A 26,034-nucleotide genomic window follows, 5' to 3' on the forward strand; every position below is an offset into this window, starting at 1 on the left:
ATGGCCGATCCCCATGCGGGCACCAATCCCGAAACCCGCCCCGAGGACCGTGACGCGGACACGCGCAGCGACATCGAGCAGGCGGTGCAGTCGCGCTCCGACGCGGTTGAACGCGGCGAAGGCGGCGACGAGCCCGAGACGTTCACCAAGACGGGCATGCCCGACGGCGTCGGCGGAACCGGCGGCGTGATCAAGAACCAGGATTCGGACGCGCAATAAGCCGCACCGGTCAGCAACCATAAATGCGGGGGTGGATAGCACAGGCTGTCCACCCCCTTCTTGCAGGAACCGCCCATTTCCACGCCCGCCAGCACCCCGCTTTTCGGGCTGCTCCCCGACCTGGCCCAGCATCAGACGCTGTACGTGGCGCTCGGTGTCGCGGTGCTGGTCTTCGTCCTCGCGCAGCGGATCCCGATCCTGCGGACGGTCGTCAATCTCGTCATGACGCTGGCGCTGGTCGGTCTGCTGTTCGTCGCGATCGGCCAGCGCAGCCAGTTCGATCCCTATCTCGGCAAGATCGCCAAGTTGCTGCGGATCGAGGACCAGACGGTTGTCGGTGGCGAGGTGCGGATCCGAATGTCCCCCGACGGGCATTTCTGGGCGCGGGCGCGGATCGACGGGGTCGAGCGCCGGTTGCTGATCGACAGCGGTGCGACGATCACCGCGATTTCGACGAAGACGGCCGACGCGGCCGGGATCGATGCGCGAACGAGCGTGGTGCCGATCGTGCTCCAGACCGCCAATGGTGCGATTCCCGCGCAGTCGGGCCGGATCGGCGAACTGAAGCTCGGCGCAATCGTCGCCCGCGACCTTCAGGTGGTGGTGTCGCCCGCGTTCGGCGACACCAACGTGCTGGGGATGAACTTCCTGTCGCGACTCGCATCGTGGCGGGTCGAGGAGAATGTGCTGATCCTGGTGCCGCATCATCCGCAGAAGGTGGAGACGTAACGCGGAGCTGAGAGCCTCCACCCCGGCGAAGGCCGGGGTTCAGTTGGGAGGTCGAGGTAACGGAACGCAGCGCCTGATCAGCGACGTTTGCCAACTGGACCCCGGCCTTCGCCGGGGTGGTGCCGAGGGGGAAGTTACTCACAAGTTCCTCGTTCCCCCGCGGAGGCGGGGGCCCAAGAGTCCAGCAGCGTCGCGCGCGGTTACCCTGGACTCCCGCCTTCGCGGGAGAACAGAGACCGGGAGAACAGGGCTTACGGCGCCACCGAGTCCCCGAGCGCGCTCTTCAGCACTTCGTTCACCACCGCCGGGTTCGCCTTGCCGCCCATCGCCTTCATCGTCTGGCCGACGAAGAACCCGAACAGCTTGTCCTTGCCGCCGCGGTAATCCGCGACCTTGTCCGCGTTCGCGGCCATCACCTCGGCGATGACCTTCTCGATCGCGCCGGTGTCGCTGGTCTGCTTCAGCCCGCGATCCTCGACGACCTTGGCCGCGCCGTCGCCGGTCTCGAGCATCACCTCGAACACCTGCTTGGCAAGGCTGCCCGACAGCGTACCATCGGCGATCAGCCCGAGCAGTTCGGCTGCCTGCGCCGGCGACACCGGCGAGTTGGCGATGTCCCTGCCCGTCCGGTTGAGCGCACCGAACAGCTCCGACGTCGTCCAGTTCGCCGCCGCCGCCGGCTTCACGCCCGCATCGAGCAGCGCGTCGAACCAGCGCGCCGCCTCGACCTCGGCGGTCAGCACCGTCGCCTGATAGGCGGTGATCCCGAGCGCCTCATACCGCGCGCGCTTCGCATCAGGCAGTTCGGGCAGCGACGCCCGGCATTCCTCGAGGAACGCATCGTCGAGCACCAGCGGCAACAGGTCGGGATCGGGGAAGTAGCGGTAATCATGCGCGTCTTCCTTCGACCGCATCGACCGCGTCTCGTTGCGATCGGGATCGTAGAGCCGCGTCTCCTGCACGATCTTGCCACCGGCCTCGAGCACCTCCACCTGGCGCCTGGCCTCCTGCTCGACCACCGCCATCACGAAGCGCACCGAATTAACGTTCTTCGTCTCGGTCCGCGTGCCGAGCTCGTCGCCGGGCTTGCGCACGCTGACATTGACGTCGGCGCGCATCGAGCCCTCTTCCATGTTGCCGTCGCACGATCCGACATAGCGCAGGATCGACCGTAACTTGCGCAGATACGCGCCCGTCTCGGCCGGCGATGCGAGATCGGGCTTCGACACGATCTCCATCAGCGCGACGCCCGAGCGATTGAGATCGACATAGGACTGGGTCGGATGCTGGTCGTGCATCAGCTTGCCCGCATCCTGCTCGACATGGATGCGCTCGACGCCGATCCGCTTACCCGCGGCGTCAGGGTTCTTCTCGTCGAGGCTGATGTCGATCGCGCCTTCGCCGACGATCGGATGATAGAGCTGGCTGATCTGATAGCCCTGCGGCAGATCGGCGTAGAAGTAATTCTTCCGGTCGAACCGCGACCATTTGTTGATCTGCGCCTCGATCGCCATGCCGGTGCGCACCGCCTGGCGGATGCACTCGCGGTTCGGCACCGGCAGCATGCCGGGCATCGCCGCGTCGACGAGGCTGACCTGTGTGTTGGGCTCGGCCCCGAACGCGGTCGCCGCGCCCGAGAACAGCTTGGCGTTCGACGTCACCTGCGCGTGGACTTCGAGGCCGATCACGACCTCCCACTCGCCCGTGTCGCCCTGAATGCGATAGTCGCTCATATCCGGTTCCGATGATGAATATAGTTGATCGCGGTCAGTGCCGCGTTGCTGCCGAGCAGGCCGACCACCCAGCATGCCGAAAGAATACGCAGGATCGCGCCCTCGAAACCGAGCACCAGCGCCTCGTGATGCGCGGCCGCGGCGGCACCGCCGGCCAGCACCAGGAACACCGCGCCCAGCCGGTAATCGCCGCGCAAAATCACGCTGTTGCCAACGCAAAGGCACAGGATGAACACCGCGAGCCCGAGAAAGAAGCGCGCGAGCACGGCGTGATCGAACGGCCGGTTGTCGATCTCGGTCAGCGACACGCCGACATAGGCGCTGAGGATCGCCCCGAACGCGACGTTGAGCGCGTTCTGCGCTTCGCGCAGCACGGCGACGTTGCGCGTGACGAAGGCGCGATCGGTTACCACCACGCCTCGGGCCGGGCAGTGAACCCCGCCCGCTGCTCGATCGCGAGCCCGGCGTTCAGCACGCCCTGCTCGTCGAGCGGCTTGCCGATGATCTGAAGCCCAAGCGGCAGCCCCTGCTTGTCGAGACCACCCGGCACCGACATCGCGGGCAGACCCGCGAGCGACGACGGCACGGTGAAGACGTCGTTCAGATACATTGCGATCGGATCGGACGACTTTTCACCAAGCGCGAACGCCGCCGATGGGGCGGTCGGGGTGAGCAGGACGTCGCACGTCTCCCACGCCTTTTCGAAATCGCGCGCGATCAGCGTCCGGATCTTCTGCGCCTGCGTATAGTACGCGTCGTAGTAGCCGGCCGACAGCACATAGGTGCCGATCATGATGCGGCGCTTCACCTCGGGACCGAAGCCGTCGGCGCGGGTCGCGGCGTACATGTCCTGCAGCCCCGAGCCCGCGGGCAGGTCGCGGATGCCGTAGCGCACGCCGTCATAGCGCGCGAGGTTCGACGACGCCTCGGCTGGCGCGATGATGTAATAGGCGGGCAACGCATATTTGGTGTGCGGGAGCGAAACCTCGACGATCGTCGCGCCGGCGTCCTTCAGCCAGTCGATGCCCTTCTGCCAGAGCGCCTCGATCTCCTCGGGCATGCCGTCGACGCGGTATTCCTTGGGGATACCGACGCGCAGGCCGGCGAGGCTGGCCGACAGACCCGCTTCCCATTTCGGCACGTCGAGCTGGAGCGAGGTGCCGTCCTTCGCATCGAACCCGGCCATCGCCTCGAGCAGGATCGCGCAGTCGCGCACGTCGCGCGCCATCGGCCCAGCCTGGTCAAGCGACGAGGCGAACGCGATCGTCCCCCAGCGCGAGCAGCGGCCATAGGTCGGCTTGATGCCGCTGATGCCGGTAAAGGCGGCGGGCTGGCGGATCGAACCGCCAGTGTCGGTGCCGGTCGCGCCGGGGCAAAGCCGTGCGGCGACCGCCGACGAGGAGCCGCCCGACGACCCGCCGGGTGCGAGCGCGGCGTTGCCGCCGTCGTTGCGCTTCCAGGGTGAGATCACGTTACCGAACGCGGAGGTCTCGTTCGACGACCCCATCGCGAACTGGTCCATGTTCAGCTTGCCGAGCATCCCCGCGCCCGCATCCCACAGATTCTGCGAGACGGTCGACTCATAGGTCGGCGTGAAGCCTTCGAGGATATGGCTCGCCGCGGTCGTCGTGACGCCCTTGGTGCAGAACAGGTCCTTCATGCCGATCGGGACGCCGGCCAGCGGCTTGAGCGTCTCGCCGGCGGCGCGCGCGGTATCGGCGGCGGTGGCGGCGGCGATCGCATGGTCGGGCGTCTCGACCAGGAACGCGTTGAGCGCCTTGGCCTGGCTCACCTTGACGATGAACGCGTCGGCGACGTTGCGCGCCGAAAAGCTGCCGTCGCGCACGCCGTCGCGGATGCCGGCGATGCCGAGATCGGTAAGGTCGGTCATTATTCGATCACCTTGGGCACGGCGAAGAAGCCGTGCTCTGCCACGAGGGCGTTGGCCAGGACCTGCTCGCGGATATTGCCGCCGGTCAGCGGATCAGCGTTGACGACGTCGTCGCGCAGCCGCAGCGTGTTGGGGATGACGGCGGTCATCGGCTCGACGCCGGTCGTATCGACCTCGCCCAGCATCTCGATCCAGCCAAGGATGTTTCCGAGTTCGGGCGCGATACGCGCGGCGTCCTCGTCGGTGATCGCGATGCGCGCAAGGCTCGCGATCCGCTTCACGGTTGCAGTATCTACGGACATGGCGCTCGGCTAGCACCGCGCGGCGCGAGCGCGCAACACCCTTCGTGTTCCCCCGCGGAAACGCACCCGTTGCAACCGCGCCGCGCATGCGGCACGGGGACGGCACCGCCTGCACGGAAGGTCCCGCTTGGCCCGCAAGTTTCTCTATTTCGTTACCGCGATGATCGTCCTCGCGATCGCCGCGCTGCTCGCCTATCGCCTGTTCGGGACCGAGCTGATGCGGATCGCGATGGTCCCGAGCGAGACGTTCCAGGCGCAGCGCAAGGCGCCCGCGAACATCTATGCGCGCAAGATCCTGTGGCTCGCGCGCCCCGATCGCCCCGGCAATCCCGCGCTCTGGACACCCGAAGGCTATGCGCCCGGGACCCCGGGAACGGGCGCGGCGATCTTCTTCATCCACCCGACCTCGTACATCAGCCGCGACCACTGGAACGCGCCGATCGACGATCCCGAGACCAATGCCCGAGCCGAACTGTTCCTGCGCGGCCAGGCGAGCGCGTTCAACGGCGCGGGCGACATCTGGGCGCCGCGCTATCGCCAGGCGACCTTCGGCGCGTTCCTGACCAGCGAGGCCGACAGCGAACGCGCGCTCGCGCTCGCATACGGCGACGTCACCGCCGCGTTCGACCGGTTCCTCAAGGAAGCCGGCCCGACCCGCCCGATCATCCTCGCCGGACACAGCCAGGGCGCGCTCCACCTCACCCGACTGCTGCGTGACCGGATCGCGACCGACCCGAAACTGAAGGCGCGGATCGTCGCCGCCTATGTCGTCGGCTGGCCGGTCTCGCGCGTCACCGACCTGCCGCGGATGGGCCTGGCCGAATGCCGCAGCGCCGACCAGACCGGCTGCATCCTGTCATGGGAAAGCTTTTCCGAGCCCGCCGATCCGTCGCTGGTCGTCGAGACCTATGACCGGACCACGGGGTTCGACGGGCAGCCGCGCAAGGGCACGCCGATGATCTGCACCAACCCGCTGACCGGCACCGCCGATGCGAGCGCGCCCGCGACCGCCAATCTCGGCACGCTGGTCCCGTCCGCCGACCTGTCGAGCGCGACGCTGTCGGTCGGCAACGTGCCCGCGCGCTGCGGCAACCGGGGTATCCTGCTGATCGGCGAGGGCCCCGATCTCGGGCCTTACGTGCTCCCCGGGAACAACTACCACGTGTACGACTATCCGCTGTTCTGGGCGAATGTGCGCGCGGACGCCAACCGCCGTCTTGCGGCGTTCACGCGATGATCACGGTCTCCCCCGCGCAGTTTCGCGATGCGCTCCCGAATGGCGGACGGCTGATCGGCCTCGACGTCGGCACCAAGACGATCGGCACCGCGCTGTGCGATGCCGGTTGGTCGTTCGCGAGCCCCGCCTTGCTGATCCGCCGCACCAAGTTCCAGAAGGACAAGGCCGCGCTTGCCGAGATGATCACGGCGCAGAAGGTCGTCGGGCTCGTCATCGGCCTGCCGATCAACCTCGACGGCAGCGAAAGTCCGCGCTCGCAATCGACGCGGGCGTTCGCGCAGAACCTGAAGGACATGGGGCTGCCGATCCTGCTCCAGGACGAACGCTGGTCGACCGTCGCGGTCACGCGCACGCTGATCGAACAGGACGCCAGCCGCGCCAAGCGCGCCGAGCTGGTGGACAAGATGGCGGCGGCGTACATCCTCCAGGGCGCGATCGACGCGCTGGTGACCGCGCAGATCTAGCGGACGACGCGGCGCCCCGCCACGCGGTACAAAGTCGACGTCCCGTTGGTCCACACGACGCGCAAGTCCGCGGCCTGCGCAGCCCCCGGTGGATACCCGATCGTCCAGACATGCGTGAACGCCGCGCGCGGGAAGCCGGCGATCGCTGCGCTGAAGTTGGACCCGATATCGGAACATTGGGCAGGAAAAACGCTCTGACTCGGATCGGCGAGATAGGGGGCGGCGGCCTGATGCCGGATGCTCAGCAGTTGCTGGCCCTCGATCACCCACTGAACGTTGGTGAAGACGTCGCGCCGGACGATCGCCAGCCCGGGCAGGTGATCGCGCCGCAGATCGGTCCATGCGCCAAAACAGGGCCGTGCGACCAGCGAAAGAACCGCCGCGCCGCGCGGGATTGCAGCAATGGCGGAAAGCTCGCTTTGCTGCTCGGCAGAGCGCTCGACAAAACTCAATGTCGTGCCGCCCAGTCGGACAACGACGAACAGCACCGCCAGCCACGCGGTCGTTCGTGTCGTCTTCCCGGTCACCGGCGGCGCGATCGCGATCAGCGCGAGCATCACCATGGCGGGCGCGATCCGCATGTCGACATAGGCGCCCCCCATCAACAACCTTGGCAGTAAAGCGAACGCCGCCAGACACGCCAGCGCAGGCCAGCCGAGGATCCGCGAAAACCGCCAATCACGGCTGCGCGCTGCGGCATAGAGGACAAGGACGGGCGGGATCAGCGACAGAAGGTCGAACGCCTGCCACCGGTCCCTGAAGATCGACAGGATCCACCCGACCTTGGCGGGCATGTTGAACCAGTCCGACGCACCGAGCCCGGCTTCCCCGTGCCCGGACCCAAGCCCCGCTTGGAAGGCCATGATACCCAGCGGCCCCGCGAGCGGCAGGCACTGGGTGATGGTCCCGCCGAGCGCTGCGCCCCAGCCCCGCCCCGCCGCCCGCAACCGCGCGAGTTCGGCGGCCGCCGCCATCAACCCGAACATCCCCCAGCCGAAGCTGTGCGCCACCCACAGCACGGGAGCGATCGCAACGAATGCCACCGCGCGCACCGCAAACCGCCCCGCGCGCCCCCAGCGGATCCAGACGGCCAGCGCGCAAAAGGCCAGCGCCTGCGACAGCGCGAAATTGACGAACCCGAACTGGAACGGCCAGGCATAAACGAGCGGCACCACAAGGATCGCGGTCGGCGGCACGCGCCCGTGCGCCTCGCGCGCGGTCCATAACAGGCCGATGACCGTCACCACCGGAATCGCGATCACCGCCAGCTTCGTCGCGGGCTCGAATCCGAAGATACGGGCGAGCGCAGGCACCACCAGGTCCATCCCCAGATTGGGTATCAGTGCCCAGTGAAACGTATAATAGCGCGTTAAATCGGGCGAATCCCCCAGCGCCATCGCGATGTGCCACCGCCCCATATGCCCCGGCAGATCGCCCAGCGGCGGCAGCGCGGGCCACAACAACGGCACCGCCGCCGCGACGACGAGCGCGACCATAAACCAGCCGTGCTCCCACCACCGCGCGCGCTGCGTGGTCACGTCAGTCTCGTTATCAGTCCCCACCATGTGTTCCTGATCGCAGGCCGCCCCTAAAACCGGGTTAACCACCCCGCGTCGAGCAACGAACCTTGCCCCCGCCGCCGCAGCCCACTACCCAGCGCGCTTGATGCAACGTTCAGATCACCGCCCCGCCACCCTCATCGAGGGCGGCGCCGTCTTCCCGCACCGGCACTTGACCGGGATCGACGGGCTCCAGCCGCACGAGATCGCGTTCCTGCTCGACGAGGCGGAAACCTGGGTCGAGGCGAACCGCACCCACGCGACCCCCGACAAGCGGCTCGCCGGGCTCACGCAGATCAACGCGTTCTTCGAGAACAGCACGCGCACGCTGCTGTCGTTCGAGATCGCGGGCAAGCGGCTCGGCGCCGACGTCGTCAACATGCACGCCGCGCAGTCGAGCGTTAAGAAGGGCGAGACGCTGATCGACACCGCGATGACGCTGAACGCGATGCGCGCCGACGTCATCGTCATCCGCCACATGGCGAGCGGTGCGGTGCGGCTGATCGCCGACAAGGTCGACTGCCCCGTCCTGAACGCAGGCGACGGCCGCCACGAACATCCGACCCAGGCGCTGCTCGACGCGCTGACGATCCGCCGCCGGCGCGGATCGATCGCGGGGCAGCGCGTCGTGATCTGCGGCGACGTGCTGCACAGCCGCGTCGCACGCTCGAACATCCTCGCACTCACCGCGCTCGCCGCCGAGGTCCGGGTCTGCGCACCCTCGACGCTGATGCCTGCGGCGATCCACAAGATGGGGGTCACCCCGTTCACCGATTTCGATGCCGCGCTGGAGGGCGCCGACGTGGTTATGATGCTGCGCCTGCAGAACGAGCGGATGGACGGCGCGTACGTGCCCTCCACGCGCGAATACCGGATGCGCTACGGCCTGACGCTCGACCGGCTCGCGCGCGCGGCGCCCGATGCGCTGGTGATGCACCCCGGGCCGATGAACCGCGGCGTCGAGATCGATTCGGCGGTCGCCGACCATGCCCGATCGGCGATCACCGAGCAGGTCGAGATGGGCGTTGCGGTGCGCATGGCGTGCCTCGATGTACTGACCCGCCGGGCGCGCGGCGTGGAGGGCTGGGCATGATCCTCGCGCTCACCAATGCGACGCTCGTCTGCCCGGTCGGCGGCGTCACCAAGGGCAATCTCCTGATCCGCGACGGCGTCGTCGTGGCGACCGGGCTGGTCGAGATCCCCGCCGATGCGCAGACGATCGACTGCGCGGGCAAGACCCTCGCCCCCGGCATCGTCGATCTGGGCGTGGCGAAGATTGACCGGGCCGCGTTCCGCGCGGGCGGCATCGTCCGCGTCGGGCTGATGCCCGACCAGTCGCCCGTGCTCGACGATCCCGGCATCGTCCAGCGCGCTGCGCTGATCGGCAAGCCCGACCTGTGGATCCACCCGATCGCCGCCGCGACTCAGGCGCTCGCCGGTCATGACCTTGCCGAGATGGCAGTCTGCCTGTCGGCGGGTGCGCGCGCGGTCGGCACCGGCAAGGGCTGGATCGCCGACAGTGGCGTCATGCACCGCGTGCTCGCCTATGCGCGCGACCTCGACATCGCGGTCGTCACGCATGCCGAGGATGGCGGACTGACCGCGGGCGCCGTGGCGACCGCAGGCGAAACCGCGACCCGGCTTGGCCTGCCCGCCGCCCCCGCGATCGCCGAGGCGCTGGCGATCGCGCGCGACCTGATGCTGGCCGAGGACACCGGTGCGCGGCTTCACATCCGCCAGGTGACGACCGCCGCAGGCTTCGACCTGATCCGTGCCGCCAAGCGTCGTGGTGTGGCGGTGACCTGCGGCATCACGCCCGCGCATCTCCATTTGTCCGACATCGCGGTCAGCGACTTCCGCAGCTTCGCGCATCTCTCGCCGCCACTCAGGAGCGAATCAGATCGCCAGGCGGCGCTGGCGGCGGTCGCCGACGGCACGATCGACGTGATCTGCTCCGCGCATGATCCGCGCGGGCCCGAGGAAAAGCGCCTGCCCTTCGCCGATTCGAGCGCCGGGATGGCGGGGGCCGAGACGCTGCTGCCGCTCGCGCTGATGCTGGTGCGCGACGAACGGGTCACGCTGTCGGGGCTGTTCGCGCTGCTGAGCCGCAACCCGGCCGCGGTGCTCGGGCTCGACACCGGGACGCTCGAGGTCGGCAAGCCCGCCGATCTGCTGCTGTTCGACGCTCAGGCGCCGTGGCAGATCACCGGCGACGCGTTCGCCGCCAGCGCGAACAACACGCCGTTCGACGGCCTGCCGGTGCAGGGCAAGGTACTGCGCGTCTGGAAAGGCGGCCGCGAGATCTGACGGGCATCGTGCGTCGGAGCCCGCCTGTCATTCAGCGGGTCGCGACCTCAACGCCGCCGCCACGCAGCCAAAGCGCCATCTGGTCGCCGGCGCCCTGTCGCACGAAACAGGCGCCACCGGTCGCGCGGTAGCGCCGGCACACCTGATTGGCCTCGTCGCGGCCGAACCCGCCGACCGACAGGCGGTAATAGGCCTCGCCGTTCGTCCTGAACGCCATGCCGTTGGGCTGGCGGCCGGAGAAGCCGTCGAAGCGACGCGTGGCCTGGCTCCAGGCGGCCCTCGCGACGCCGGCATTGTCATAGGCGCCGATCTGGACATACCAGTCGCCCGTCCCTGCCGAGATCGCGCGCACGCCGCGTTGCGCACGCGCGGCGAGCACGGCGCCCTCGCTGCGGCTGGCGAGCATCGTCGGCGTGCCGCCGGGCAGTGCCTGAACGACCTCGCGCGGCGCGGCGAAGGTGATCCGCGACGGGGCTGGAGTCGATCCCGCTTCGGCCAGAGCGACGGGCCGCGCGCTGCGTTCGACCGCGGCCAGCGCCTCGATCGGCGAGACCGTCGGCATGAGCGGTGCGCGGTTGAGCGCGAGTGCGGCGGGCTGGCCGGCATCGGCGACCGCGCGCACGCCGAGCAGGCCGGCGACCTGATCATATGACGTCGTCGGCTGAGCGAAACGGGCCCATTGTTCGAGCCTTGCATCGACCTCGGTCGGCGCAAGATCGGCGGCCGCGACGACCCGCGCGGCCTGCCACTGGCCCGCCAGCGCGAGCGCGAGCGCTAGGTTCTGCCGGGCCTTCGCATTGCTTTCGGACGAGCGCGCAACCTCGGTCAGCAGCCCGATCGCGCCGCCTGCATCACCCGCCAGCGCCAGCGCGAGGCCACGATCGCTCGGCGGTATGATCGATGCGTTGCGTTCGAGCGTCTGCCGCGCGCCCTGCGTGTCGCCACCGGCGATCTGCGTCAGCGCCAGGTTGAGCGCCGCCTTCCCGTCCGCCGGCGACAGCGCCAGCACATCGGCAAACCCCTGCCGCGCCGACGTGAACCGCCCCACCTGGAGATAGCCCTGCGCGAGCAGCAGCCGATACGCCGCCGATTGCGGCATCATCGCCACCGCCGCCTCGGCAAAATAGACCGCGGCGCCGCCATCGTGCCGGGCCAGCGCGACCTCTGCACGGTGCGCGTTCACCGCGCCCGCCTTGGCTTCGAGATCGGCCTTGCGATTGCTCGCCGACGCCAGGCCGCGGCCGGTCTCGCCCGCACTGCACCCGACCATCGTGCCGCCCAGTACAAGGGCCGACAGCCCCATCGAAAGAAGGATTCGTGTCGTCATCGGCTATGATCCCACCGGTTCATTTCGGGGCCCTGGTCACGGGAAGCTGCGCAACGAGCGCGTCGACCTCGGGCAGATTTTGAAGAAAGGCATCGAGCGCGAGCGTCACGAGGTGTTGCGACGAATGCCGCGTCATTGCACTCGCGAGTCGAAGCCGGACATGACGATCGCTGTCGAGGCGAAGCGTGAAGGCGGCCTTGCCGTTGCGCGTTCTGGCTGCGCTCTCGCGGGCGATCCTGCGTGCTGTCGCGAGCGTCACCGATGCCGAAGCAGCATCATCCTCGACGGGTTCGGCCGTGGCGGTACCCAGCGCGAGCGGCCGCATCGCCGGGCGGGCGTCGCCCTTGCGCGCCAGCAGCGACGCCGACAGCGAGCCCAGCGGCTTCGGCACGTCGGCCGATTCGGGATGCGACTGGACGGGCGGGCGGGCGGGCATCGCGCTCATCCGACCACCCGCCGGCCGAAGCCTGGCGCGGGCCCGCGCTGCCCGAACCCCGCGCCTGCGTTGGGCACGCTGAACACCGTGCGCCGGAAATTCTTTTCGAGCCGGTCGGTGACATAGGTCCAGAGCGCTTCGATCTCCGCCGCGGACTTGCCCTTGGGATCGACCTCCATGACCGTGCGGCCGTCGATCATCGAGGCGGCGAAATCGGTGCGCTGGTGGATCGTCATCGGGGCGACGGTGCCGTGCTGAGAGAGCGCGACGATCGCCTCGGCCGTGATCCGCGCCTTGGGGGTCGCGGCATTGACGACGAAGATCAGCGGCTTGCCCGCGCGATCGCACAGATCGACGGTTGCGCCGACCGCGCGCAGGTCATGCGGGCTCGGTCGGGTCGGGACGACGATCAGCTCGGCGATCTGGATCACCGTCTGGATCGCGACCGTGATCGACGGCGGCGTGTCGATCACCGCCAGCTTGAACCCCTGCTGGCGAAGAATTTCGAGATCGGCGGCGAGCCGCGCGACCGTGGTCTGCGCCAGCGCCGGCGCCTCCGCCTCGCGCTCGTTCCACCAGTCGGTCAGCGACGCTTGCGGATCGATATCGATCAGCACGACCGGCCCCTGCCCGGCGCGCTCCGCCTGGACCGCGAGATGCCCGGACAGAGTCGTCTTTCCCGACCCGCCTTTCTGCGATGCCATCGCCAGAACGCGCATAAGCCCCCTTACGTCTCGTCAACCAAGGCACGCGATGCCATGCCAGCGGATAAGAAGCGGTTAACGCGTGGTTCCCAAGCCGTTACGACGACGTGCCGCGCCCCCGCACCTGACCGCCGCACGGCTTAACCCGATCTTTGCCTTCGCCGGGCTATCGCGACATGACGATCATCATTTGGCTTTAACGAGGTACTCGATGCGCAACCTGATTCTGGGCGCGGCGGCGACGGTAGCGGCGCTGGGCGCGGTGCCGGCCGCGGCGGACGTGAAGGCCGGCGTCGATGCCTGGAGCCGCGGCGACTATGCGACCGCGATCGACCAGTGGCGTCCGCTCGCGATCGCGGGCGACGCCGATGCGCAGTTCAATCTCGCCCAGGCCTATAAGCTCGGCCGCGGCGTCACGCTCGACCCCGCGCTCGCCGAAAGCTGGTTCCGCAAGGCGGCGCTGCAGGGTCATGTCCAGGCGCAGGACAATTACGGCCTCGCGCTGTTCCAGGCCAACAAGAAGGCGGACGCGCTGCCCTGGCTCGAAAAGTCGGTGGCGCGCGGCGAACCGCGGACGCAACTCGTGCTCGGGACGATGTTGTTCAACGGCGACGCGGTCCCGCGCGATTATCCGCGCGCCTATGCGCTGATGTCGCGCGCGAGCACGTCGGGATTGCAGTCGGCCTCGCAGACGCTGGCGCAGATGGACCAGTATATCTCCCCCGAAGACCGCCAGCGCGGCACGGCGCTCGCCGAGCGCTATGCCGCGCAGGAAAAAATTGCGCGGTCGGGACTGTCGCCTGCGTCGCCGCCGCCGATCTCGGCCACTGGCCCTGCCAGGCCCGCTCCCCAGCCCGCTCCCCGGCCGGTGACGCCGGTCGCGCGCACCACGGTCCCCGCCTCATCCGTGTCCCCCGCGCCGGTGCCCCCGCGCGCTGCGCCGGAGCGTGCTGCCTCGCAAGCCGCGACCAGACCCGCACCGGTCACCCCGCCCCGGCTCGCGTCCGCGCCCAAGCCGGCGCCGAAGCCCGTGCCGAAGCCAGCAGCGAAGCCGGTGGCCGGGTCGGGGAAATGGCGGATCCAGCTTGGCGCGTTCCGCGATCGCGGCAATGCCGAGACGCTGTGGGGCAAGGTCAAGGGCAGGCTGGGCGGAGCGCAGCCCAGCTATGTCACGGCGGGACCGGTGACGCGGCTGCAGGCGGGCGGGTTCGCCAGCCGGGCGGACGCGACGCGCGCCTGCGCCGCGTCAGGCCAGCCCTGCGTCATCGTCGCCCCCTGACGCATCCCGACACGCCCGGCGTTCAGCCGCGCCGGCTCGGGATCCAGCTCGTGTCGCGTTCCGGACTCTGCGGCAACGCGGCGAGGACCGCCAGCGCGTCGCGGTCGTCGATCGTGATGACCCCGCGCCGCCACGTCGCGATCCCCGAGGTCCGCAGCTGGCGCAGCGTCCGGTTGACATAGACCGGGGTCAGCCCGGTCATGTCGCCGATATCCTCCTGCGTCAGCGGCACCGGCACGACATTCTCGATCGTCGGGTCGTTGCGCCGCAGCCGGGTGCGCAGTTCGAGGATCAGCGCGGCGATCCGACTCGCCGCGCTGGTCCGCCCGATCGACGCCAGCCGCTCCATCAACACGACACGCTCCTGCTGCGAGACGAGGAACAGCAACGCCGCGAGCCGCGGGTTGCTGCTGAAGACCTGCCCGATCGCTGCGGTCTCGATCACGCTGAGCTTCGCCGCCGAGACCGCTTCGATCGTGTCGCACGCGGTCGGGGCGGCAAGGCTCGGCATCCCGACCAGATCGCCGGGCAGATGAACCTTGACGATCTGCCGCGCGCTCTCGCCGACGATGATGCTGCACGCAACCCAGCCGCTCAACAGTATATAGACCTGTGGGTCAGGTTCCCCCTGCATCCGCAGGATCTCGCCACGCTTCAAACCGATCGTTGGCCCGGCGAGCCGGCGGAAGGTATCAATGTCGTCGTCATCCGCACAGGTGAACGCCTTGAAGCGCTCATAGTCCCAGCCAGCATCCATTCGTCTCAGCCAATCAATCGCAAGTCTTTGGCATCGACCCCTAATTTTTGGATACAGCTTAGCAAGCCGGGATATGGCGCAGTGGCTTAACCTGGATTACCAAAGAGGGACTCGGTGGCTGGAAACGCGCTTGACGGCGCTCATTCGGTCACCCAGGCGGCGCGCGGCAGGCCCTGGGCATAGAGCAGCGCGGTCAGATCGCCATGGTCGATCCGTGCCGCCGCGGCTGCCGCGACGATCGGTTTGGCATGATAGGCGACGCCCAGCCCCGCTGCCTTGATCATCGCGAGGTCGTTCGCGCCGTCGCCGACCGCGAGCGACTCTTCGACCGTGATCCCGTGCTCGGCTAGCGCGGCGTGCAGCGTCGCCAGCTTGGTATGCGACCCGACGATCGGCCGAGCGACCCGCCCCGTCAGCGTACCGTCCGCAATCTCCAGCACGTTCGCGATCGCGACGTCGAACCCGATCGTCCGCGCCACCGGCTCGGCAAAGCGCGTGAAGCCGCCCGACACGAGCACCGCCTTCGCGCCGCGCGCGCGCATCGTCCGTACCAGCGCCTGCGCACCCGGCATGATCGTTACCCGTTCGGCGAGGCAGCGTTCGATGTCGCTCTCAGCCAGCCCCTCAAGCAGCGCGACGCGCGCATCGAGTGCCGCCTCGAAGTCCAGTTCGCCGCGCATCGCGCGCTCGGTGATCTCGGCGATCTGCGGCTTTATTCCCGCATAGTCGGCGAGCTCGTCGATGCACTCGACGGTGATCATCGTCGAATCCATGTCCGCGATCAGCAGCGTCTTGGTCCGGGTCAGGCTCGACTGCACGACCACATCGGTCTTGCCGAACGCCCCCTCGAGCGCGGTCCGCGCCGCGTCGGGTGCCATGCCGAAGATCAGGTCGGCGGCGTCGCCTTCGTCGATCCAGCCGCTCGCACCCGGCGCGCAGCCCGCATCGCGGAGCCGGTCCATCGCGGTCGAAATATCGCCTGCGGTCAGCGTGCCCGAGGCTATAAGCGTTGCCGTGAACATCAATAATCTCCCGAAGGTCGCGCTCATCGCAGGGCCGACCGCGAGCGGCAAGTCCGCGCTCGCGCTATCCATTGCCGACGCCCACGACGGCGTCGTCATCAATGCCGATTCCGCGCAGGTCTATGCCGATCTGCGCATGCTCACCGCGCGTCCGTCGGCCGAAGAGGAAGCGAGCGTCTCGCACCGCCTGTTCGGCCATGTCGACGCCGCCGACGCGACCTATTCCGCCGCGCGCTGGGCCGCCGAAGCGACGCGCGCAATCGACACCACGCTCGCCGAGCGCAGACTGCCGATCCTGGTCGGCGGCACCGGGCTCTATATCCGCACGCTGCTCGACGGCATTGCCCCCGTCCCCGCGATCGACCCCGATCTGCGCGAGCAGGTCCGCGCGCTTCCCGTCGCCGAGGCGCATGCCGCGCTCGCTTTGCTCGACCCGCGCGCCGCCGCGCGGCTCAACGCCGCCGACACCACGCGCGTCGCGCGCGCGCTGGAGGTGGTCCGCGGCACAGGCCGCACGCTCGCCGACTGGCAGACCGAACGGGTGGGTGGGATCGGCGACCGTCTCGATGTCCGCGCGCTGATCCTGATCCCCGACCGCGACTGGCTGAACGCGCGCATCGACCAGCGCTTCGCCGAGATGGCCGAGACCAGCCAAGCGGAAGTCACCGCACTCCTCGCCCGCACCGACATCCCGCAGGACGCGCCGATCCGCCGCGCGATCGGCGTTCCCGAGATCGCCGCGCTCGTTCGCGGAGAGATGTCGAAAACCGACGCGATCGCGGCCGGATCGCTCGCCACGCGGCGCTATGCCAAGCGGCAATATACCTGGCTTCGCCACCAACCGCCGGCCGCCTGGACGCGCACCGCTGCGCTCGATTTTTCAACGCGCTTGCAGCAATTTGAAACTATATTGCGAAAATGATGTTTGACACGCATCTTTTATATCGGTAGCCGCCCCCTCCACGAGGCGCTAAAGGCGGCGCATTCGAAAGGATTTTGACGTGATGACCGAGAAGAGTGGAGCCGATATCCTGATCGAGGCGCTGTGCGATCTCGGCGTGGAGGTCGTGTTCGGCTATCCGGGCGGTGCCGTGCTGCCGATCTACGACGCGCTGTTTCGCAGCGGCCGGATCAAGCACATCCTGGTGCGCCATGAACAGGCCGCGACGCATGCGGCGGAGGGCTATGCCCGCTCGACCGGCAAGCCCGGCGTGGTGCTCGTCACCTCCGGCCCCGGCGCAACCAATGCGGTCACCGGGATCACCGATGCGCTGATGGATTCGATCCCGATGGTCGTGATCACCGGTCAGGTGCCGACCGCGCTGATCGGCACCGACGCGTTCCAGGAGGCCGATACCGTCGGCATCACGCGCCATTGTTCGAAGCATAATTATCTCGTGAAGGACCCCGCCAAGCTCGGCGGCGTGATCCACGAGGCGTTCCACATCGCCACCTCGGGTCGTCCGGGGCCGGTGGTCGTCGACATCCCCAAGGACGTGCAGGTCGCCACCGCGCGCTATGCGAAGCCCGGCCCGATCCAGCACAAGACCTATCGCCCGCAGGTGAAGGCAGACCAGTCGCAGATCGAGCAGCTGGTGGACATGCTCGCCGCGGCCGAACGCCCGATCCTGTATACCGGCGGCGGTATCATCAATTCCGGCCCGGCCGCGAGCCAGCTGCTGTGTGAGCTGGTCCGCATCACCGGCGCGCCGGTGACGTCGACGCTGATGGGCCTCGGCGCCTATCCTGCGAGCGGTGAGCAGTGGCTTGGCATGCTCGGGATGCATGGCACGTACGAGGCCAACATGGCGATGAACCAGGCCGACCTCGTCGTCGCGCTCGGCAGCCGGTTCGACGACCGCGTGACCGGACGGCTCGACGCGTTCAGCCCGAATTCGCGCAAGGTGCATATCGACATCGATCGCTCGTCGGTAAACAAGACGGTGCGCGTCGATCTCGGGATCATCGCGGATGTCGGCCATGCGCTCGAGGACATGGTGCGGATCTGGAAGAGCCGTCAGCATCCCAAGCCCGACACCACCGACTGGCAGCGGCGGATCGCCGGCTGGCGTGCGGTCAAGTGCCTCGACTTCCCCGAGAACGACCCGAACGAGATCATGCCGCAGCGCGCGATCCGGGCGCTGTTCGACGCGACCAAGGCACGCAACCCGATCATCACGACCGAGGTTGGCCAGCACCAGATGTGGGCAGCACAGCATTTCGGCTTCGAAAAGCCGAACAAATGGCTGACCAGCGGCGGTCTCGGCACGATGGGCTACGGCCTGCCCGCCGCGATCGGCGCGCAGCTCGGCAATCCGAACGCGCTGGTGATCGACATCGCCGGCGAAGCGTCGATCCAGATGAACATCCAGGAGCTGGCGACCGCCACCCAATACCGGTTGCCGGTGAAGATCTTCATCCTCAACAACCAGTATATGGGCATGGTCCGCCAGTGGCAGGAGCTCACCTATGAGAGCCGCTATGCCGAGAGCTATTCGGATTCGCTGCCCGATTTCGTCCGGTTGGGCGAGGCTTATGGCTGGAAGGGCATCCTGATCGAGACGCGCGACCAGCTCGACAGCGGGATTGCGGAGATGCTGGCCCATGACGGCCCGGTGATCGTCGATTGCCGCGTGTCGCAGCTGACGAACTGCTTCCCGATGATCCCGAGCGGTGCGGCGCATACCGACATGATCCTTCAGGCGAACGAAGTGTCGGGCACGATGGACGACGAAGCGAAGGCGCTGGTTTGATGCATATTTCTCAGGAAAAGGCCGAGCGGCACACGCTCGCCGTGATCGTCGACAACGAGCCGGGCATCCTTGCCCGGATCGCCGGCCTGTTCACCGCGCGCGGCTATAATATCGAGAGCCTGACCGTGTCGGAGATCACCGCCGACAAGGCGGTCAGCCGCATCACGATCGTCACCAGCGCGTCGCCGGCGACGATGGAGCAGATCCTCGCACAGCTCGACCGGCTCGTCCCCGTCCACAAGGTCACCGACCTGACCGCGCAGGGCGCGCATGTCGAACGCGAGCTGGCGCTGGTCAAGGTGCGCGGCACCGGCGACCACCGGATCGAGGCGCTGCGCCTGGCTGACGTCTATCGCGCCCGCGTCGTCGATGCGACGACGTCGAGCTTCGTGTTCGAGGTGACCGGCGGGATCGACAAGATCGACAAGTTCGTCGAACTCATGGGCGAAGTCGGCCTGATCGAAGTCGCCCGCACCGGTATCGTCGCGATCGCCCGCGGCAAAGAGCCGGCCTGAATTTACCTGTCATCCTGACGAACGTCAGGACCCAGAACCACGAACGGCGCCGCCTGGAACCCTGGGTTCCGGCGTTCGCCGGAATGACGAAAGAAGGAACAATATAATGCGTGTCTATTACGATCGCGACGCCGACCTGAACCTGATCACCGACAAGAAGATCGCGATCGTCGGTTACGGCTCGCAGGGCCATGCGCACGCGCAGAACCTGCGCGATTCGGGCGTCAAGGACGTCGCGATCGCGCTGCGCGAGGGCTCGCCGACCGCCAAGAAGGCGATCGAGGCGGGTTTCGCGGTCAAGTCGAACGCCGAGGCGGCCGCCTGGGCCGACATCGTCATGATCCTCGCCCCCGACGAGCATCAGGCCGCGATCTACGCGACCGACCTGCACGACAATCTGAAGCAGGGTGCAACGATCGCGTTCGCGCACGGCCTGAACGTCCATTTCGGCCTGATCGAGCCGCGCGCCGATCTCGACGTCATCATGATCGCACCCAAGGGCCCTGGCCACACCGTGCGCAGCGAATATGTCCGCGGCGGCGGCGTCCCCTGCCTGATCGCGATCGACCAGGACAAGTCGGGCAACGCGCACGACATCGCGCTCGCCTATGCATCGGGCGTCGGCGGCGGTCGCTCGGGCATCATCGAGACCAATTTCCGCGAGGAATGCGAGACCGATCTGTTCGGCGAGCAGGCCGTGCTCTGCGGCGGCATCACCCACCTGATCCAGGCCGGGTTCGAGACTCTGACCGAAGCCGGCTACGCCCCCGAAATGGCCTATTTCGAGTGCCTGCACGAGACCAAGCTGATCGTCGACCTGCTCTATGAGGGCGGCATCGCCAACATGCGCTATTCGATCTCGAACACCGCCGAATATGGCGACATCACCACGGGTCCGCGGATCATCACGTCGGAGACCAAGGCCGAGATGAAGCGCGTGCTGGCCGACATCCAGTCGGGCCGTTTCGTGAAGAACTTCATCCTCGACAACCGCGCCGGCCAGCCCGAACTGAAGGCGGCGCGCAAGCAGGCGCTGGCGCATCCGATCGAGAAGATCGGCAGTGAGCTGCGCGGCATGATGCCGTGGATCGGGAAGAACGCGCTGGTGGATAAGGCGAAGAACTAAGGCCGGTATTCGCCGCCTTCCCTACGCTCGTTCGTGCTGAGCGACGTCGAAGCACCCCGCTTGGGGCAGGCCCTTCGACTGCGCTCAGGGCGAACGGGGGGTATTTGGCTACCGATAAGGGGCCGCTGCTTGCCCCCCCACCCCACCCCACCCCACCCCGGCGCAGGCCGGGGCCCAGTTGGGAAGGCCGGAGTAACGGAGCGCCGTCTTGCGTTACCACTGTCCCCCAGCTGGACCCCAGCCTTCGCCGGGGTGGTGGCACTTGGAGTAAGCGCGCCCCTCCCCCAGTCCCCGTTTCCCGCGAAACCGGGGGTCCAGGGTCACGGGCAGTATCCGTGGTTCAGCTGGGCCCCCGCGTCCGCGGGGGAACAACAGCGGGCGTGCCTTCCCCACCCCCCACCGACCCAAATTCGAAACACAGCGTTGGCATAACGTCATTTGACGCGCTCCCTTCGCTCGGCCAGCATCGCGCGTTCAACAGGAGACCCCGCATGCGCCTAGCCCTAGCCACCATCCTCGCCCTCACCGCCGCTCCCGTATTGGCGCAGACTGCCGCCGTCCCCGGCGCCCCCGTCAAGGCGCGCGTCGCCGCTGGCACCTATGCGGTCGATGCCAACCACACGCAGGTGACGTGGCAGCTCAACCATATGGGCTTCTCGATGCTCGAGGGGCAGCTCGGCGCGTCGGGTGGCAGCATTACGATCGATCCGGCCAAGCCGAACGCGACCAAGGTCGAGGTCAATTTCGCGATCGACCAGCTGTCGGTCACGTCCGCACCCTTCGCGGGCCATCTGAAGTCGAAGGACTTCTTCGACGCCGCGACCTACCCGACCGCCAAGTTCGTCTCGACCAAGGTCGTTGCGACCGGCGACAAGGCGACCATCACCGGTGATCTCACGCTCAAGGGCGTCACCAAGCCGGTCGTGCTGCAGGCGACGTTCGTCGGTGCGGGCGCGAACCCAATGAACAAGAAGCTGAACTTCGGCTTCCGCGCGACGACCTCGATCAAGCGCAGCGATTTCAACATCGGCGCCTATGCCCCCGTCGTGTCGGACAAAGTCGACCTGACGATCAACGCGGCGTTTGCTGCGCAATAATACGTACGCCGACCCTATCGCGCTGGACATTTACCGTGTCCGCGCGATAGGGAAGACGCAATGTCTCACCGTCGCCTTCTGCTGCTTCGACTTACGCGCCCTTAGGCGCGCCGATCGTTTGCGTGGTGGCCAGCCCCCGCGCCTCGCGCCTAAGGGCTGACCCGAACGCTCCCGATCACGAGAGACACGAGCCATGCTGCGCGACCCATCGACCAAATACCGACCCTTCCCGCAAATCGACCTGCCCGACCGCCAATGGCCGTCGAAGACGATCGTCACGCCGCCGCGCTGGCTGTCGACCGATCTTCGCGACGGCAACCAGGCGCTGATCGACCCGATGGATGCCGAGAAGAAGACTCGCTTCTTCGACCTGCTCTGCAAGGTCGGGCTGAAGGAAATCGAGGTCGGTTTCCCGAGTGCGGGCGCGACCGAGTTCGATTTCATCTCTGGTCTCGTGAAGACCGGCCTGATCCCCGACGACGTGTCGATCCAGGTGCTGACGCAGTCGCGCCGCGACCTGATCGAGACGAGCTTTGCCAGCCTCGTCGGCGCGAAGACCGCGATCGTCCACCTCTACAATGCCGTATCGCCCGCATGGCGCAAGATCGTGTTCGGGATGGACCGCGCGCAGGTGAAGCAGATCGCGATCGACGGCGCCAAGGTGCTGCGCGACGAGGCCGCGAAACAGCCGGATGTCCGCTGGCAGTTCGAATACAGCCCAGAGACCTTCTCGACCGCCGAACTCGAGTTCAGCCTCGAGGTCTGCGAGGCGGTGAAGGACGTCCTGATGCCGACGCCCGACAATCCGATCATCTTCAACCTGCCCGCCACCGTCGAGTGCGCGACGCCGAACATCTATGCCGACCAGATCGAATGGTTCGGCCGCCACATCCGCAACCGCGATTCAGTCGCGATCAGCCTGCACACGCACAACGACCGCGGCACCGGCGTCGCCGCCGCCGAGCTGGGCATGATGGCGGGCGCGGACCGGGTCGAGGGCTGCCTGCTCGGCAATGGCGAGCGCACCGGCAATTGCGATCTCGTGACCGTCGCGCTCAACATGTACACGCAGGGGGTGGATCCGAAGCTCGACCTGTCGGACATCGACGCGGTCGTGAACACCGTGAATTACTGCACCCACATCCCAGTCCACCCGCGCACGCCCTACGCCGGCGACCTCGTCTTCACCGCGTTTTCGGGCAGCCATCAGGATGCGATCAAGAAGGGATTCGCTGCGCAGGAGGCGAAGAACGATACGTTGTGGGAGGTCCCCTATCTCCCGATCGACCCCGCCGACCTGGGCCGCAGCTACGAGGCGGTGATCCGCGTCAACTCGCAGTCGGGCAAGGGCGGCGTCGCCTGGGTGATCGAGCAGGACAAGGGGCTGAAGCTCCCCAAGCGTCTCCAGGCCGATTTCAGCCGCCATGTGCAGGCCTATGCCGACGAGACGAGCCGCGAACTGAATGCGGCGGATATCTGGCAGCTGTTCGAGCGGACCTATTTGCCGCACGCCGACGACCGCGTGGAGCTGCGCGACTATGAGGAAAGCGGTACAGCAGGGCAGCGCGTCTTCATCGGCCGCGTCGCGATCGATGGCGAGGAACGGTCTATCTCAGGCCGCGGTAACGGACTGATCTCGGGCGTGATCGCGGCGATCGCGGAGTCGACCGGGCCGACGCTCGACGTTGTGGACTATAACGAGCACGCGATCGGCCATGGTGCGGACGCGCAGGCGGCGGCCTATGTCGAATGCCGGACCGCGGCGGGCAAGACGGTGTTCGGTGTCGGCATGGACACCGACATCGCCACCGCCTCGGTCCGTGCCGTCCTCAGCGCCGCCAATCGCGCCTGACACCCGGAAGCGCGGCCACCGGTCAAGCCGGTGGCCGTTTTCTCAGCCGAGCTTCGCCAGCAGCGTCTGTGCCGCCTTTTCCGACGAGGCGGGGTTCTGCCCGGTGATCAGCAAGCCGTCCTCGACGACATGCACGCCCCAGTCGGCGGTCTTCGAATATTTGCCACCCTGCTGCGCGAGCATGTCCTCGACGAGGAACGGCACGATATCGCTGAGCCCGACGGCGGCCTCTTCGCTGTTGGTGAAGCCGGTGACCGTCTTCCCCTTGACCAGCGGCGAGCCATCGGCCGCCTTCACGTCGCGCAACACGCCGGGCGCGTGACAGACCAGCGCGACGGGCTTGTCCGCGCCGATGGCCGTCTCGATCAGCGCGATCGACGCCTTGTCGTTGGCCAGATCCCAGAGCGGGCCGTGACCGCCTGGATAGAACACCGCGTCGAAGTCGGCGATCTTCATCTCGGACAGTTTCCGCGTGTCGGCGAGCGCCGCGCTGGCCTCCGCGTCGCCCTCGAACCGGCGCGTCGCATCGGTCTGCGCATCGGGCTTCGCGCTGCTCGGATCGAGCGGCGGCTGGCCGCCGGCCGGCGAGGCGAGCGTGATGGTCGCGCCGGCATCCTTGAACACGTAATAGGGGGCGGCAAGCTCTTCGAGCCAGAAGCCGGTCTTGCGGCCGGTATCGCCGAGATCGGCATGCGAGGTGAGGACGACGAGAATGTTCACCATAAGTCTCCGAATGAGGGGGTTATGGGCAGGGAACGAGCCGGCTCCAGGATTGGCGCCGCTCACGGGCACCAAATGCGCCCGGTCGTGGGACTATCGCCTCCACTAGATCACGCGTTCGCGCACGATCCGGCACCCGATCGCGGCATCGGGGTAGATGTCGGTCTTCATCGTCTCGACCTCGACCCGCCTCACCCGCGCGTCGCCCAGGCACAGCGCCGCAATCGCCTCGCACAGCGTCTCCTGCAACGCGAACGGACGCTCCGCCACCATCGCCAGGATCCCGGCGCGGACGAAATCGTAATCGAGCACCTCGCCGATCGCGTCCTCGCCGAGCGGCCCCGGATACACGACCGTCATCTCGACCGAGACGACCACGCGCTGCGGCGCCACCTCGTGCGGATAAATGCCCAGCCGCATCATCACCTCGAGCCCGTCGAGGATCGTCGTGAACTCAGCCATTGCGCTCCCCATGATGCCGGTCGAACATCACGTCGCTGTCGCGCGCCAGAAACCGCTGCCCGCAATCGACGAACAGATTCTGTCCGGTTACGCCCTTCGCACCCAGCAGCCACGCGACTGCATCTGCGACCGCCTTCGCCCCGACCGGGCGCTGGAGCAGGTTGTCGCTCGCCACTGCCTCGAATTCCGCGTCGGTCTGGTCGCCGCTCGGCAGGGTCAGCCCCGGCGACACCGCGTTGACGCTGATCCGGGGCCCCAGCGCCTGCGCCAGCATCACCGTCGCCCCCTCCAGCGCGATCTTGCCGCAGCTATAGGAGAAGAAATCGGGATTGAGGTTGGCGACCTTCTGGTCGAGCAGATTGACGATCGCGCCGTCACGGACATCCTCCTGCGACGCCAGCGCCGAGGCGAGCAGCACCGGCGCACCGCAGTTGATCGCAGCGAGCTCGGCGAACAGCACCGGGTCGACCGCGGGCGGTCGATCGAACGCGAACTTCGATGCGCAGTTGACCAGCCCGTCGATCGGACCGCCGATCGCGCCCCGCGCCGCGGCGAACAGATCGCCGACCCCGTGCAGATCGCTCAGATCGCCCTCGACCGCCGCCGCGCGGCCGCCGGTCGCGACGATCTCGTCGACCAGCGCATCGGCCTCCTCGGGCGAGTGCCCCTGATGCACGACCACCGCATGCCCGTCCGCCGCCAGCCGCCGGACGATCGCGGCGCCCAAGCGCTTCGCCCCGCCGGTGACCAGGACGGTTCGGATCATGCGCGCGCGCCCATCAGCGACAGCACCTCCTTGCGGCTGCGCTCGTCCTCGCGGAACACGCCCATCATCCGGCTGGTGACCATCGTCACCCCCGGCGTCCGCACGCCGCGCGCCGCCATGCAGGCATGGGTCGCCTCGATCACGACCGCGACACCCTGCGGCTTCAGCTGCTCCCAGATGCAGTCGGCCACCTCCGCGGTCAGCCGCTCCTGCACCTGCAACCGGCGGGCAAAGCCGTGCAGCACGCGCGCCAGCTTCGAGATGCCGACGACATGGTTGCGCGGCAGATAGGCGATGTGCGCCTTGCCGATGATCGGTGCCATGTGATGCTCGCAGTGCGACTGGAACGGGATATCCTTCAGCAGGACGATCTCGTCATAGCCGCCGACCTCCTCGAACACGCGTTCGAGATGCCGCGCCGGATCGTCGCCATAGCCCGCGCAATATTCCTTCCAGGCGCGCGCGACCCGGCGCGGGGTGTCGACCAGCCCTTCGCGGGTCGGATCGTCGCCGGTCCAGCGGATCAGCGTCCGGATCGCCGCCTCGACCTCCTGCGGAACGATCAGCTTGCCATCCGGGCCGACGGCTGGCTCGGCATCGGCAAAAGGCGTTTCGGCGATCATCACAGCGCTCCATCATTCCGCCGCAGGCCGGCGTGCAAGGTCCTCGGTACGAAAGCCCGACCGAGGTATCATAATATCGACAATATCGCAGCGGACTCCCGCCCGCCGCGCGCCATGCGGCCGTCCGCGACCCGAACACAAGGGCCACATCATA

General features: G+C 67.7%; 27 protein-coding genes. 13 read left to right on the forward strand and 14 right to left on the reverse strand.

Annotation, left to right across the window (positions count from 1 at the left end; genetic code table 11):
* Together IFT87_RS01430 and IFT87_RS01435 are read left to right on the forward strand one after the other, a co-directional pair.
* A complete protein-coding gene (locus IFT87_RS01430) occupies window positions 1–219 on the forward strand; it encodes a hypothetical protein (RefSeq protein WP_031438971.1) in 219 nt (72 codons plus the stop codon).
* 60 nt (window positions 220–279) lie between these two features.
* The gene (locus IFT87_RS01435; RefSeq protein ID WP_235188236.1) at window positions 280–948 is read left to right on the forward strand and encodes a retropepsin-like aspartic protease family protein; all 669 of its coding nucleotides are present in this window, start codon (window positions 280–282) and stop codon (window positions 946–948) included.
* 251 nt (window positions 949–1,199) lie between these two features.
* On the opposite strand, the gene gatB is transcribed toward IFT87_RS01435, so the two are convergent.
* Genes gatB through gatC form a run of 4 tightly spaced genes read right to left on the reverse strand, consistent with a single transcriptional unit; the run spans window position 1,200 to window position 4,874 of the window.
* The gene (gene gatB / locus IFT87_RS01440) at window positions 1,200–2,681 is read right to left on the reverse strand and encodes an Asp-tRNA(Asn)/Glu-tRNA(Gln) amidotransferase subunit GatB (RefSeq protein WP_037529668.1); all 1,482 of its coding nucleotides are present in this window, start codon (window positions 2,679–2,681) and stop codon (window positions 1,200–1,202) included.
* A complete protein-coding gene (locus IFT87_RS01445) occupies window positions 2,678–3,094 on the reverse strand; it encodes a hypothetical protein (protein ID WP_235188237.1) in 417 nt (138 codons plus the stop codon). The genes gatB and IFT87_RS01445 overlap by 4 nt, the downstream gene beginning before the upstream one ends.
* Entirely contained in the window at window positions 3,088–4,572 is a 1,485-nt protein-coding gene (gene gatA, locus IFT87_RS01450; RefSeq protein ID WP_031438975.1) for an Asp-tRNA(Asn)/Glu-tRNA(Gln) amidotransferase subunit GatA, read from the reverse strand. Before gatA ends, IFT87_RS01445 begins: the two co-directional genes overlap by 7 nt.
* Window positions 4,572–4,874 (reverse strand): Asp-tRNA(Asn)/Glu-tRNA(Gln) amidotransferase subunit GatC, encoded by a 303-nt coding sequence (gene gatC / locus IFT87_RS01455; RefSeq protein WP_192007249.1) that lies wholly within the window; start codon window positions 4,872–4,874, stop codon window positions 4,572–4,574. Before gatC ends, gatA begins: the two co-directional genes overlap by 1 nt.
* A gap of 127 nt (window positions 4,875–5,001) precedes the next feature.
* Between gatC and IFT87_RS01460 the strand changes: the two genes are divergently transcribed.
* Complete coding sequence (locus IFT87_RS01460) at window positions 5,002–6,111, forward strand: DUF3089 domain-containing protein (protein ID WP_031438977.1); 1,110 nt, start codon at window positions 5,002–5,004, stop codon at window positions 6,109–6,111.
* Entirely contained in the window at window positions 6,108–6,575 is a 468-nt protein-coding gene (ruvX, locus tag IFT87_RS01465) for a Holliday junction resolvase RuvX (protein WP_031438978.1), read from the forward strand. The genes IFT87_RS01460 and ruvX overlap by 4 nt, the downstream gene beginning before the upstream one ends.
* Here ruvX and IFT87_RS01470 read toward each other — a convergent pair.
* A complete protein-coding gene (locus IFT87_RS01470; RefSeq protein WP_152555335.1) occupies window positions 6,572–8,113 on the reverse strand; it encodes a hypothetical protein in 1,542 nt (513 codons plus the stop codon). The genes ruvX and IFT87_RS01470 overlap by 4 nt on opposite strands.
* A 127-nt stretch (window positions 8,114–8,240) precedes the next feature.
* Between IFT87_RS01470 and IFT87_RS01475 the strand changes: the two genes are divergently transcribed.
* Both IFT87_RS01475 and IFT87_RS01480 read left to right on the forward strand, forming a co-directional pair.
* Window positions 8,241–9,227: an aspartate carbamoyltransferase catalytic subunit gene (locus IFT87_RS01475; RefSeq protein ID WP_031438980.1), complete on the forward strand. Its 987-nt coding sequence runs from the start codon at window positions 8,241–8,243 to the stop codon at window positions 9,225–9,227.
* Complete coding sequence (locus IFT87_RS01480; protein ID WP_192007251.1) at window positions 9,224–10,441, forward strand: dihydroorotase; 1,218 nt, start codon at window positions 9,224–9,226, stop codon at window positions 10,439–10,441. Before IFT87_RS01475 ends, IFT87_RS01480 begins: the two co-directional genes overlap by 4 nt.
* A gap of 31 nt (window positions 10,442–10,472) precedes the next feature.
* Here the strand turns inward: IFT87_RS01480 and IFT87_RS01485 are convergent, their stop codons facing one another.
* Genes IFT87_RS01485 through IFT87_RS01495 form a run of 3 tightly spaced genes read right to left on the reverse strand, consistent with a single transcriptional unit; the run spans window position 10,473 to window position 12,923 of the window.
* The gene (locus tag IFT87_RS01485; RefSeq protein ID WP_192007253.1) at window positions 10,473–11,768 is read right to left on the reverse strand and encodes an SPOR domain-containing protein; all 1,296 of its coding nucleotides are present in this window, start codon (window positions 11,766–11,768) and stop codon (window positions 10,473–10,475) included.
* Window positions 11,769–11,787: 19 nt separating this feature from the next.
* On the reverse strand, window positions 11,788–12,213 hold the full coding sequence (locus IFT87_RS01490; RefSeq protein ID WP_414712109.1) for a hypothetical protein: 426 nt from the start codon (window positions 12,211–12,213) through the stop codon (window positions 11,788–11,790).
* The gene (locus IFT87_RS01495; RefSeq protein WP_031441008.1) at window positions 12,210–12,923 is read right to left on the reverse strand and encodes a ParA family protein; all 714 of its coding nucleotides are present in this window, start codon (window positions 12,921–12,923) and stop codon (window positions 12,210–12,212) included. The genes IFT87_RS01490 and IFT87_RS01495 overlap by 4 nt, the downstream gene beginning before the upstream one ends.
* Before the next feature lie 196 nt (window positions 12,924–13,119).
* Here IFT87_RS01495 and IFT87_RS01500 point away from each other — a divergent pair, with 196 nt between their 5' ends.
* Window positions 13,120–14,187 carry an SPOR domain-containing protein gene (locus tag IFT87_RS01500; RefSeq protein WP_192007254.1) on the forward strand — a complete coding sequence of 356 codons (1,068 nt, stop codon included), beginning with the start codon at window positions 13,120–13,122 and terminating at the stop codon, window positions 14,185–14,187.
* A gap of 22 nt (window positions 14,188–14,209) precedes the next feature.
* Here IFT87_RS01500 and IFT87_RS01505 read toward each other — a convergent pair whose 3' ends face one another.
* Both IFT87_RS01505 and serB read right to left on the reverse strand, forming a co-directional pair.
* A complete protein-coding gene (locus tag IFT87_RS01505) occupies window positions 14,210–14,944 on the reverse strand; it encodes a Crp/Fnr family transcriptional regulator (protein ID WP_192007256.1) in 735 nt (244 codons plus the stop codon).
* Window positions 14,945–15,084: 140 nt separating this feature from the next.
* Entirely contained in the window at window positions 15,085–15,966 is an 882-nt protein-coding gene (gene serB, locus IFT87_RS01510; protein ID WP_037530201.1) for a phosphoserine phosphatase SerB, read from the reverse strand.
* On the opposite strand from serB, the gene miaA reads away from it, so the two are divergent.
* The 6 genes from miaA (at window position 15,959) to leuA (ending at window position 23,309) form a co-directional block, all read left to right on the forward strand.
* Complete coding sequence (gene miaA, locus IFT87_RS01515) at window positions 15,959–16,888, forward strand: tRNA (adenosine(37)-N6)-dimethylallyltransferase MiaA (protein WP_192007258.1); 930 nt, start codon at window positions 15,959–15,961, stop codon at window positions 16,886–16,888. The two genes, serB and miaA, sit on opposite strands and share 8 nt — an antisense overlap.
* 82 nt (window positions 16,889–16,970) lie before the next feature.
* Window positions 16,971–18,719 (forward strand): acetolactate synthase 3 large subunit, encoded by a 1,749-nt coding sequence (locus IFT87_RS01520; protein WP_037530175.1) that lies wholly within the window; start codon window positions 16,971–16,973, stop codon window positions 18,717–18,719.
* Complete coding sequence (gene ilvN / locus IFT87_RS01525) at window positions 18,719–19,234, forward strand: acetolactate synthase small subunit (protein ID WP_031395186.1); 516 nt, start codon at window positions 18,719–18,721, stop codon at window positions 19,232–19,234. Before IFT87_RS01520 ends, ilvN begins: the two co-directional genes overlap by 1 nt.
* Window positions 19,235–19,340: 106 nt before the next feature.
* A complete protein-coding gene (gene ilvC, locus IFT87_RS01530) occupies window positions 19,341–20,360 on the forward strand; it encodes a ketol-acid reductoisomerase (RefSeq protein WP_031439771.1) in 1,020 nt (339 codons plus the stop codon).
* A gap of 491 nt (window positions 20,361–20,851) precedes the next feature.
* Window positions 20,852–21,457 carry a YceI family protein gene (locus IFT87_RS01535; protein ID WP_056405452.1) on the forward strand — a complete coding sequence of 202 codons (606 nt, stop codon included), beginning with the start codon at window positions 20,852–20,854 and terminating at the stop codon, window positions 21,455–21,457.
* A gap of 193 nt (window positions 21,458–21,650) precedes the next feature.
* The gene (leuA, locus tag IFT87_RS01540; protein ID WP_192007260.1) at window positions 21,651–23,309 is read left to right on the forward strand and encodes a 2-isopropylmalate synthase; all 1,659 of its coding nucleotides are present in this window, start codon (window positions 21,651–21,653) and stop codon (window positions 23,307–23,309) included.
* Between the two features lie 42 nt (window positions 23,310–23,351).
* Here the strand turns inward: leuA and IFT87_RS01545 are convergent, their stop codons facing one another.
* The 4 genes from IFT87_RS01545 to folE all read right to left on the reverse strand — a co-directional run bounded on the left by IFT87_RS01545 (window position 23,352) and on the right by folE (window position 25,880).
* A complete protein-coding gene (locus tag IFT87_RS01545) occupies window positions 23,352–24,029 on the reverse strand; it encodes a type 1 glutamine amidotransferase domain-containing protein (protein WP_084215186.1) in 678 nt (225 codons plus the stop codon).
* Window positions 24,030–24,134: 105 nt separating this feature from the next.
* A complete protein-coding gene (locus IFT87_RS01550; protein ID WP_037530181.1) occupies window positions 24,135–24,491 on the reverse strand; it encodes a dihydroneopterin aldolase in 357 nt (118 codons plus the stop codon).
* Window positions 24,484–25,257 (reverse strand): SDR family NAD(P)-dependent oxidoreductase, encoded by a 774-nt coding sequence (locus IFT87_RS01555; protein ID WP_037530184.1) that lies wholly within the window; start codon window positions 25,255–25,257, stop codon window positions 24,484–24,486. The genes IFT87_RS01550 and IFT87_RS01555 overlap by 8 nt, the downstream gene beginning before the upstream one ends.
* Window positions 25,254–25,880: a GTP cyclohydrolase I FolE gene (gene folE, locus IFT87_RS01560; RefSeq protein ID WP_081874053.1), complete on the reverse strand. Its 627-nt coding sequence runs from the start codon at window positions 25,878–25,880 to the stop codon at window positions 25,254–25,256. The genes IFT87_RS01555 and folE overlap by 4 nt, the downstream gene beginning before the upstream one ends.
* Between the last annotated feature and the right edge of the window lie 154 nt (window positions 25,881–26,034).

It is taken from the genome of Sphingomonas sp. CFBP 8765, assembly GCF_014841445.1.
Classification (GTDB): domain Bacteria; phylum Pseudomonadota; class Alphaproteobacteria; order Sphingomonadales; family Sphingomonadaceae; genus Sphingomonas; species Sphingomonas aerolata.

Excerpts from the sequence above, each read along its gene's own strand:
- IFT87_RS01430 (WP_031438971.1), top strand. The coding sequence starts at position 1 with ATGGCCGATCCCCATGCGGGCACCAATCCCGAAACCCGCCCCGAGGAC.
- gatB (WP_037529668.1), bottom strand. The coding sequence starts at position 2,681 with ATGAGCGACTATCGCATTCAGGGCGACACGGGCGAGTGGGAGGTCGTG.
- gatA (WP_031438975.1), bottom strand. The coding sequence starts at position 4,572 with ATGACCGACCTTACCGATCTCGGCATCGCCGGCATCCGCGACGGCGTG.
- gatC (WP_192007249.1), bottom strand. The coding sequence starts at position 4,874 with ATGTCCGTAGATACTGCAACCGTGAAGCGGATCGCGAGCCTTGCGCGC.
- ruvX (WP_031438978.1), top strand. The coding sequence starts at position 6,108 with ATGATCACGGTCTCCCCCGCGCAGTTTCGCGATGCGCTCCCGAATGGC.
- IFT87_RS01475 (WP_031438980.1), top strand. The coding sequence starts at position 8,241 with ATGCAACGTTCAGATCACCGCCCCGCCACCCTCATCGAGGGCGGCGCC.
- IFT87_RS01480 (WP_192007251.1), top strand. The coding sequence starts at position 9,224 with ATGATCCTCGCGCTCACCAATGCGACGCTCGTCTGCCCGGTCGGCGGC.
- IFT87_RS01485 (WP_192007253.1), bottom strand. The coding sequence starts at position 11,768 with ATGACGACACGAATCCTTCTTTCGATGGGGCTGTCGGCCCTTGTACTG.
- IFT87_RS01490 (WP_414712109.1), bottom strand. The coding sequence starts at position 12,213 with ATGAGCGCGATGCCCGCCCGCCCGCCCGTCCAGTCGCATCCCGAATCG.
- IFT87_RS01495 (WP_031441008.1), bottom strand. The coding sequence starts at position 12,923 with ATGCGCGTTCTGGCGATGGCATCGCAGAAAGGCGGGTCGGGAAAGACG.
- IFT87_RS01500 (WP_192007254.1), top strand. The coding sequence starts at position 13,120 with ATGCGCAACCTGATTCTGGGCGCGGCGGCGACGGTAGCGGCGCTGGGC.
- IFT87_RS01505 (WP_192007256.1), bottom strand. The coding sequence starts at position 14,944 with ATGGATGCTGGCTGGGACTATGAGCGCTTCAAGGCGTTCACCTGTGCG.
- serB (WP_037530201.1), bottom strand. The coding sequence starts at position 15,966 with ATGTTCACGGCAACGCTTATAGCCTCGGGCACGCTGACCGCAGGCGAT.
- IFT87_RS01520 (WP_037530175.1), top strand. The coding sequence starts at position 16,971 with ATGACCGAGAAGAGTGGAGCCGATATCCTGATCGAGGCGCTGTGCGAT.
- ilvN (WP_031395186.1), top strand. The coding sequence starts at position 18,719 with ATGCATATTTCTCAGGAAAAGGCCGAGCGGCACACGCTCGCCGTGATC.
- ilvC (WP_031439771.1), top strand. The coding sequence starts at position 19,341 with ATGCGTGTCTATTACGATCGCGACGCCGACCTGAACCTGATCACCGAC.
- IFT87_RS01535 (WP_056405452.1), top strand. The coding sequence starts at position 20,852 with ATGCGCCTAGCCCTAGCCACCATCCTCGCCCTCACCGCCGCTCCCGTA.
- leuA (WP_192007260.1), top strand. The coding sequence starts at position 21,651 with ATGCTGCGCGACCCATCGACCAAATACCGACCCTTCCCGCAAATCGAC.
- IFT87_RS01550 (WP_037530181.1), bottom strand. The coding sequence starts at position 24,491 with ATGGCTGAGTTCACGACGATCCTCGACGGGCTCGAGGTGATGATGCGG.
- IFT87_RS01555 (WP_037530184.1), bottom strand. The coding sequence starts at position 25,257 with ATGATCCGAACCGTCCTGGTCACCGGCGGGGCGAAGCGCTTGGGCGCC.
- folE (WP_081874053.1), bottom strand. The coding sequence starts at position 25,880 with ATGATCGCCGAAACGCCTTTTGCCGATGCCGAGCCAGCCGTCGGCCCG.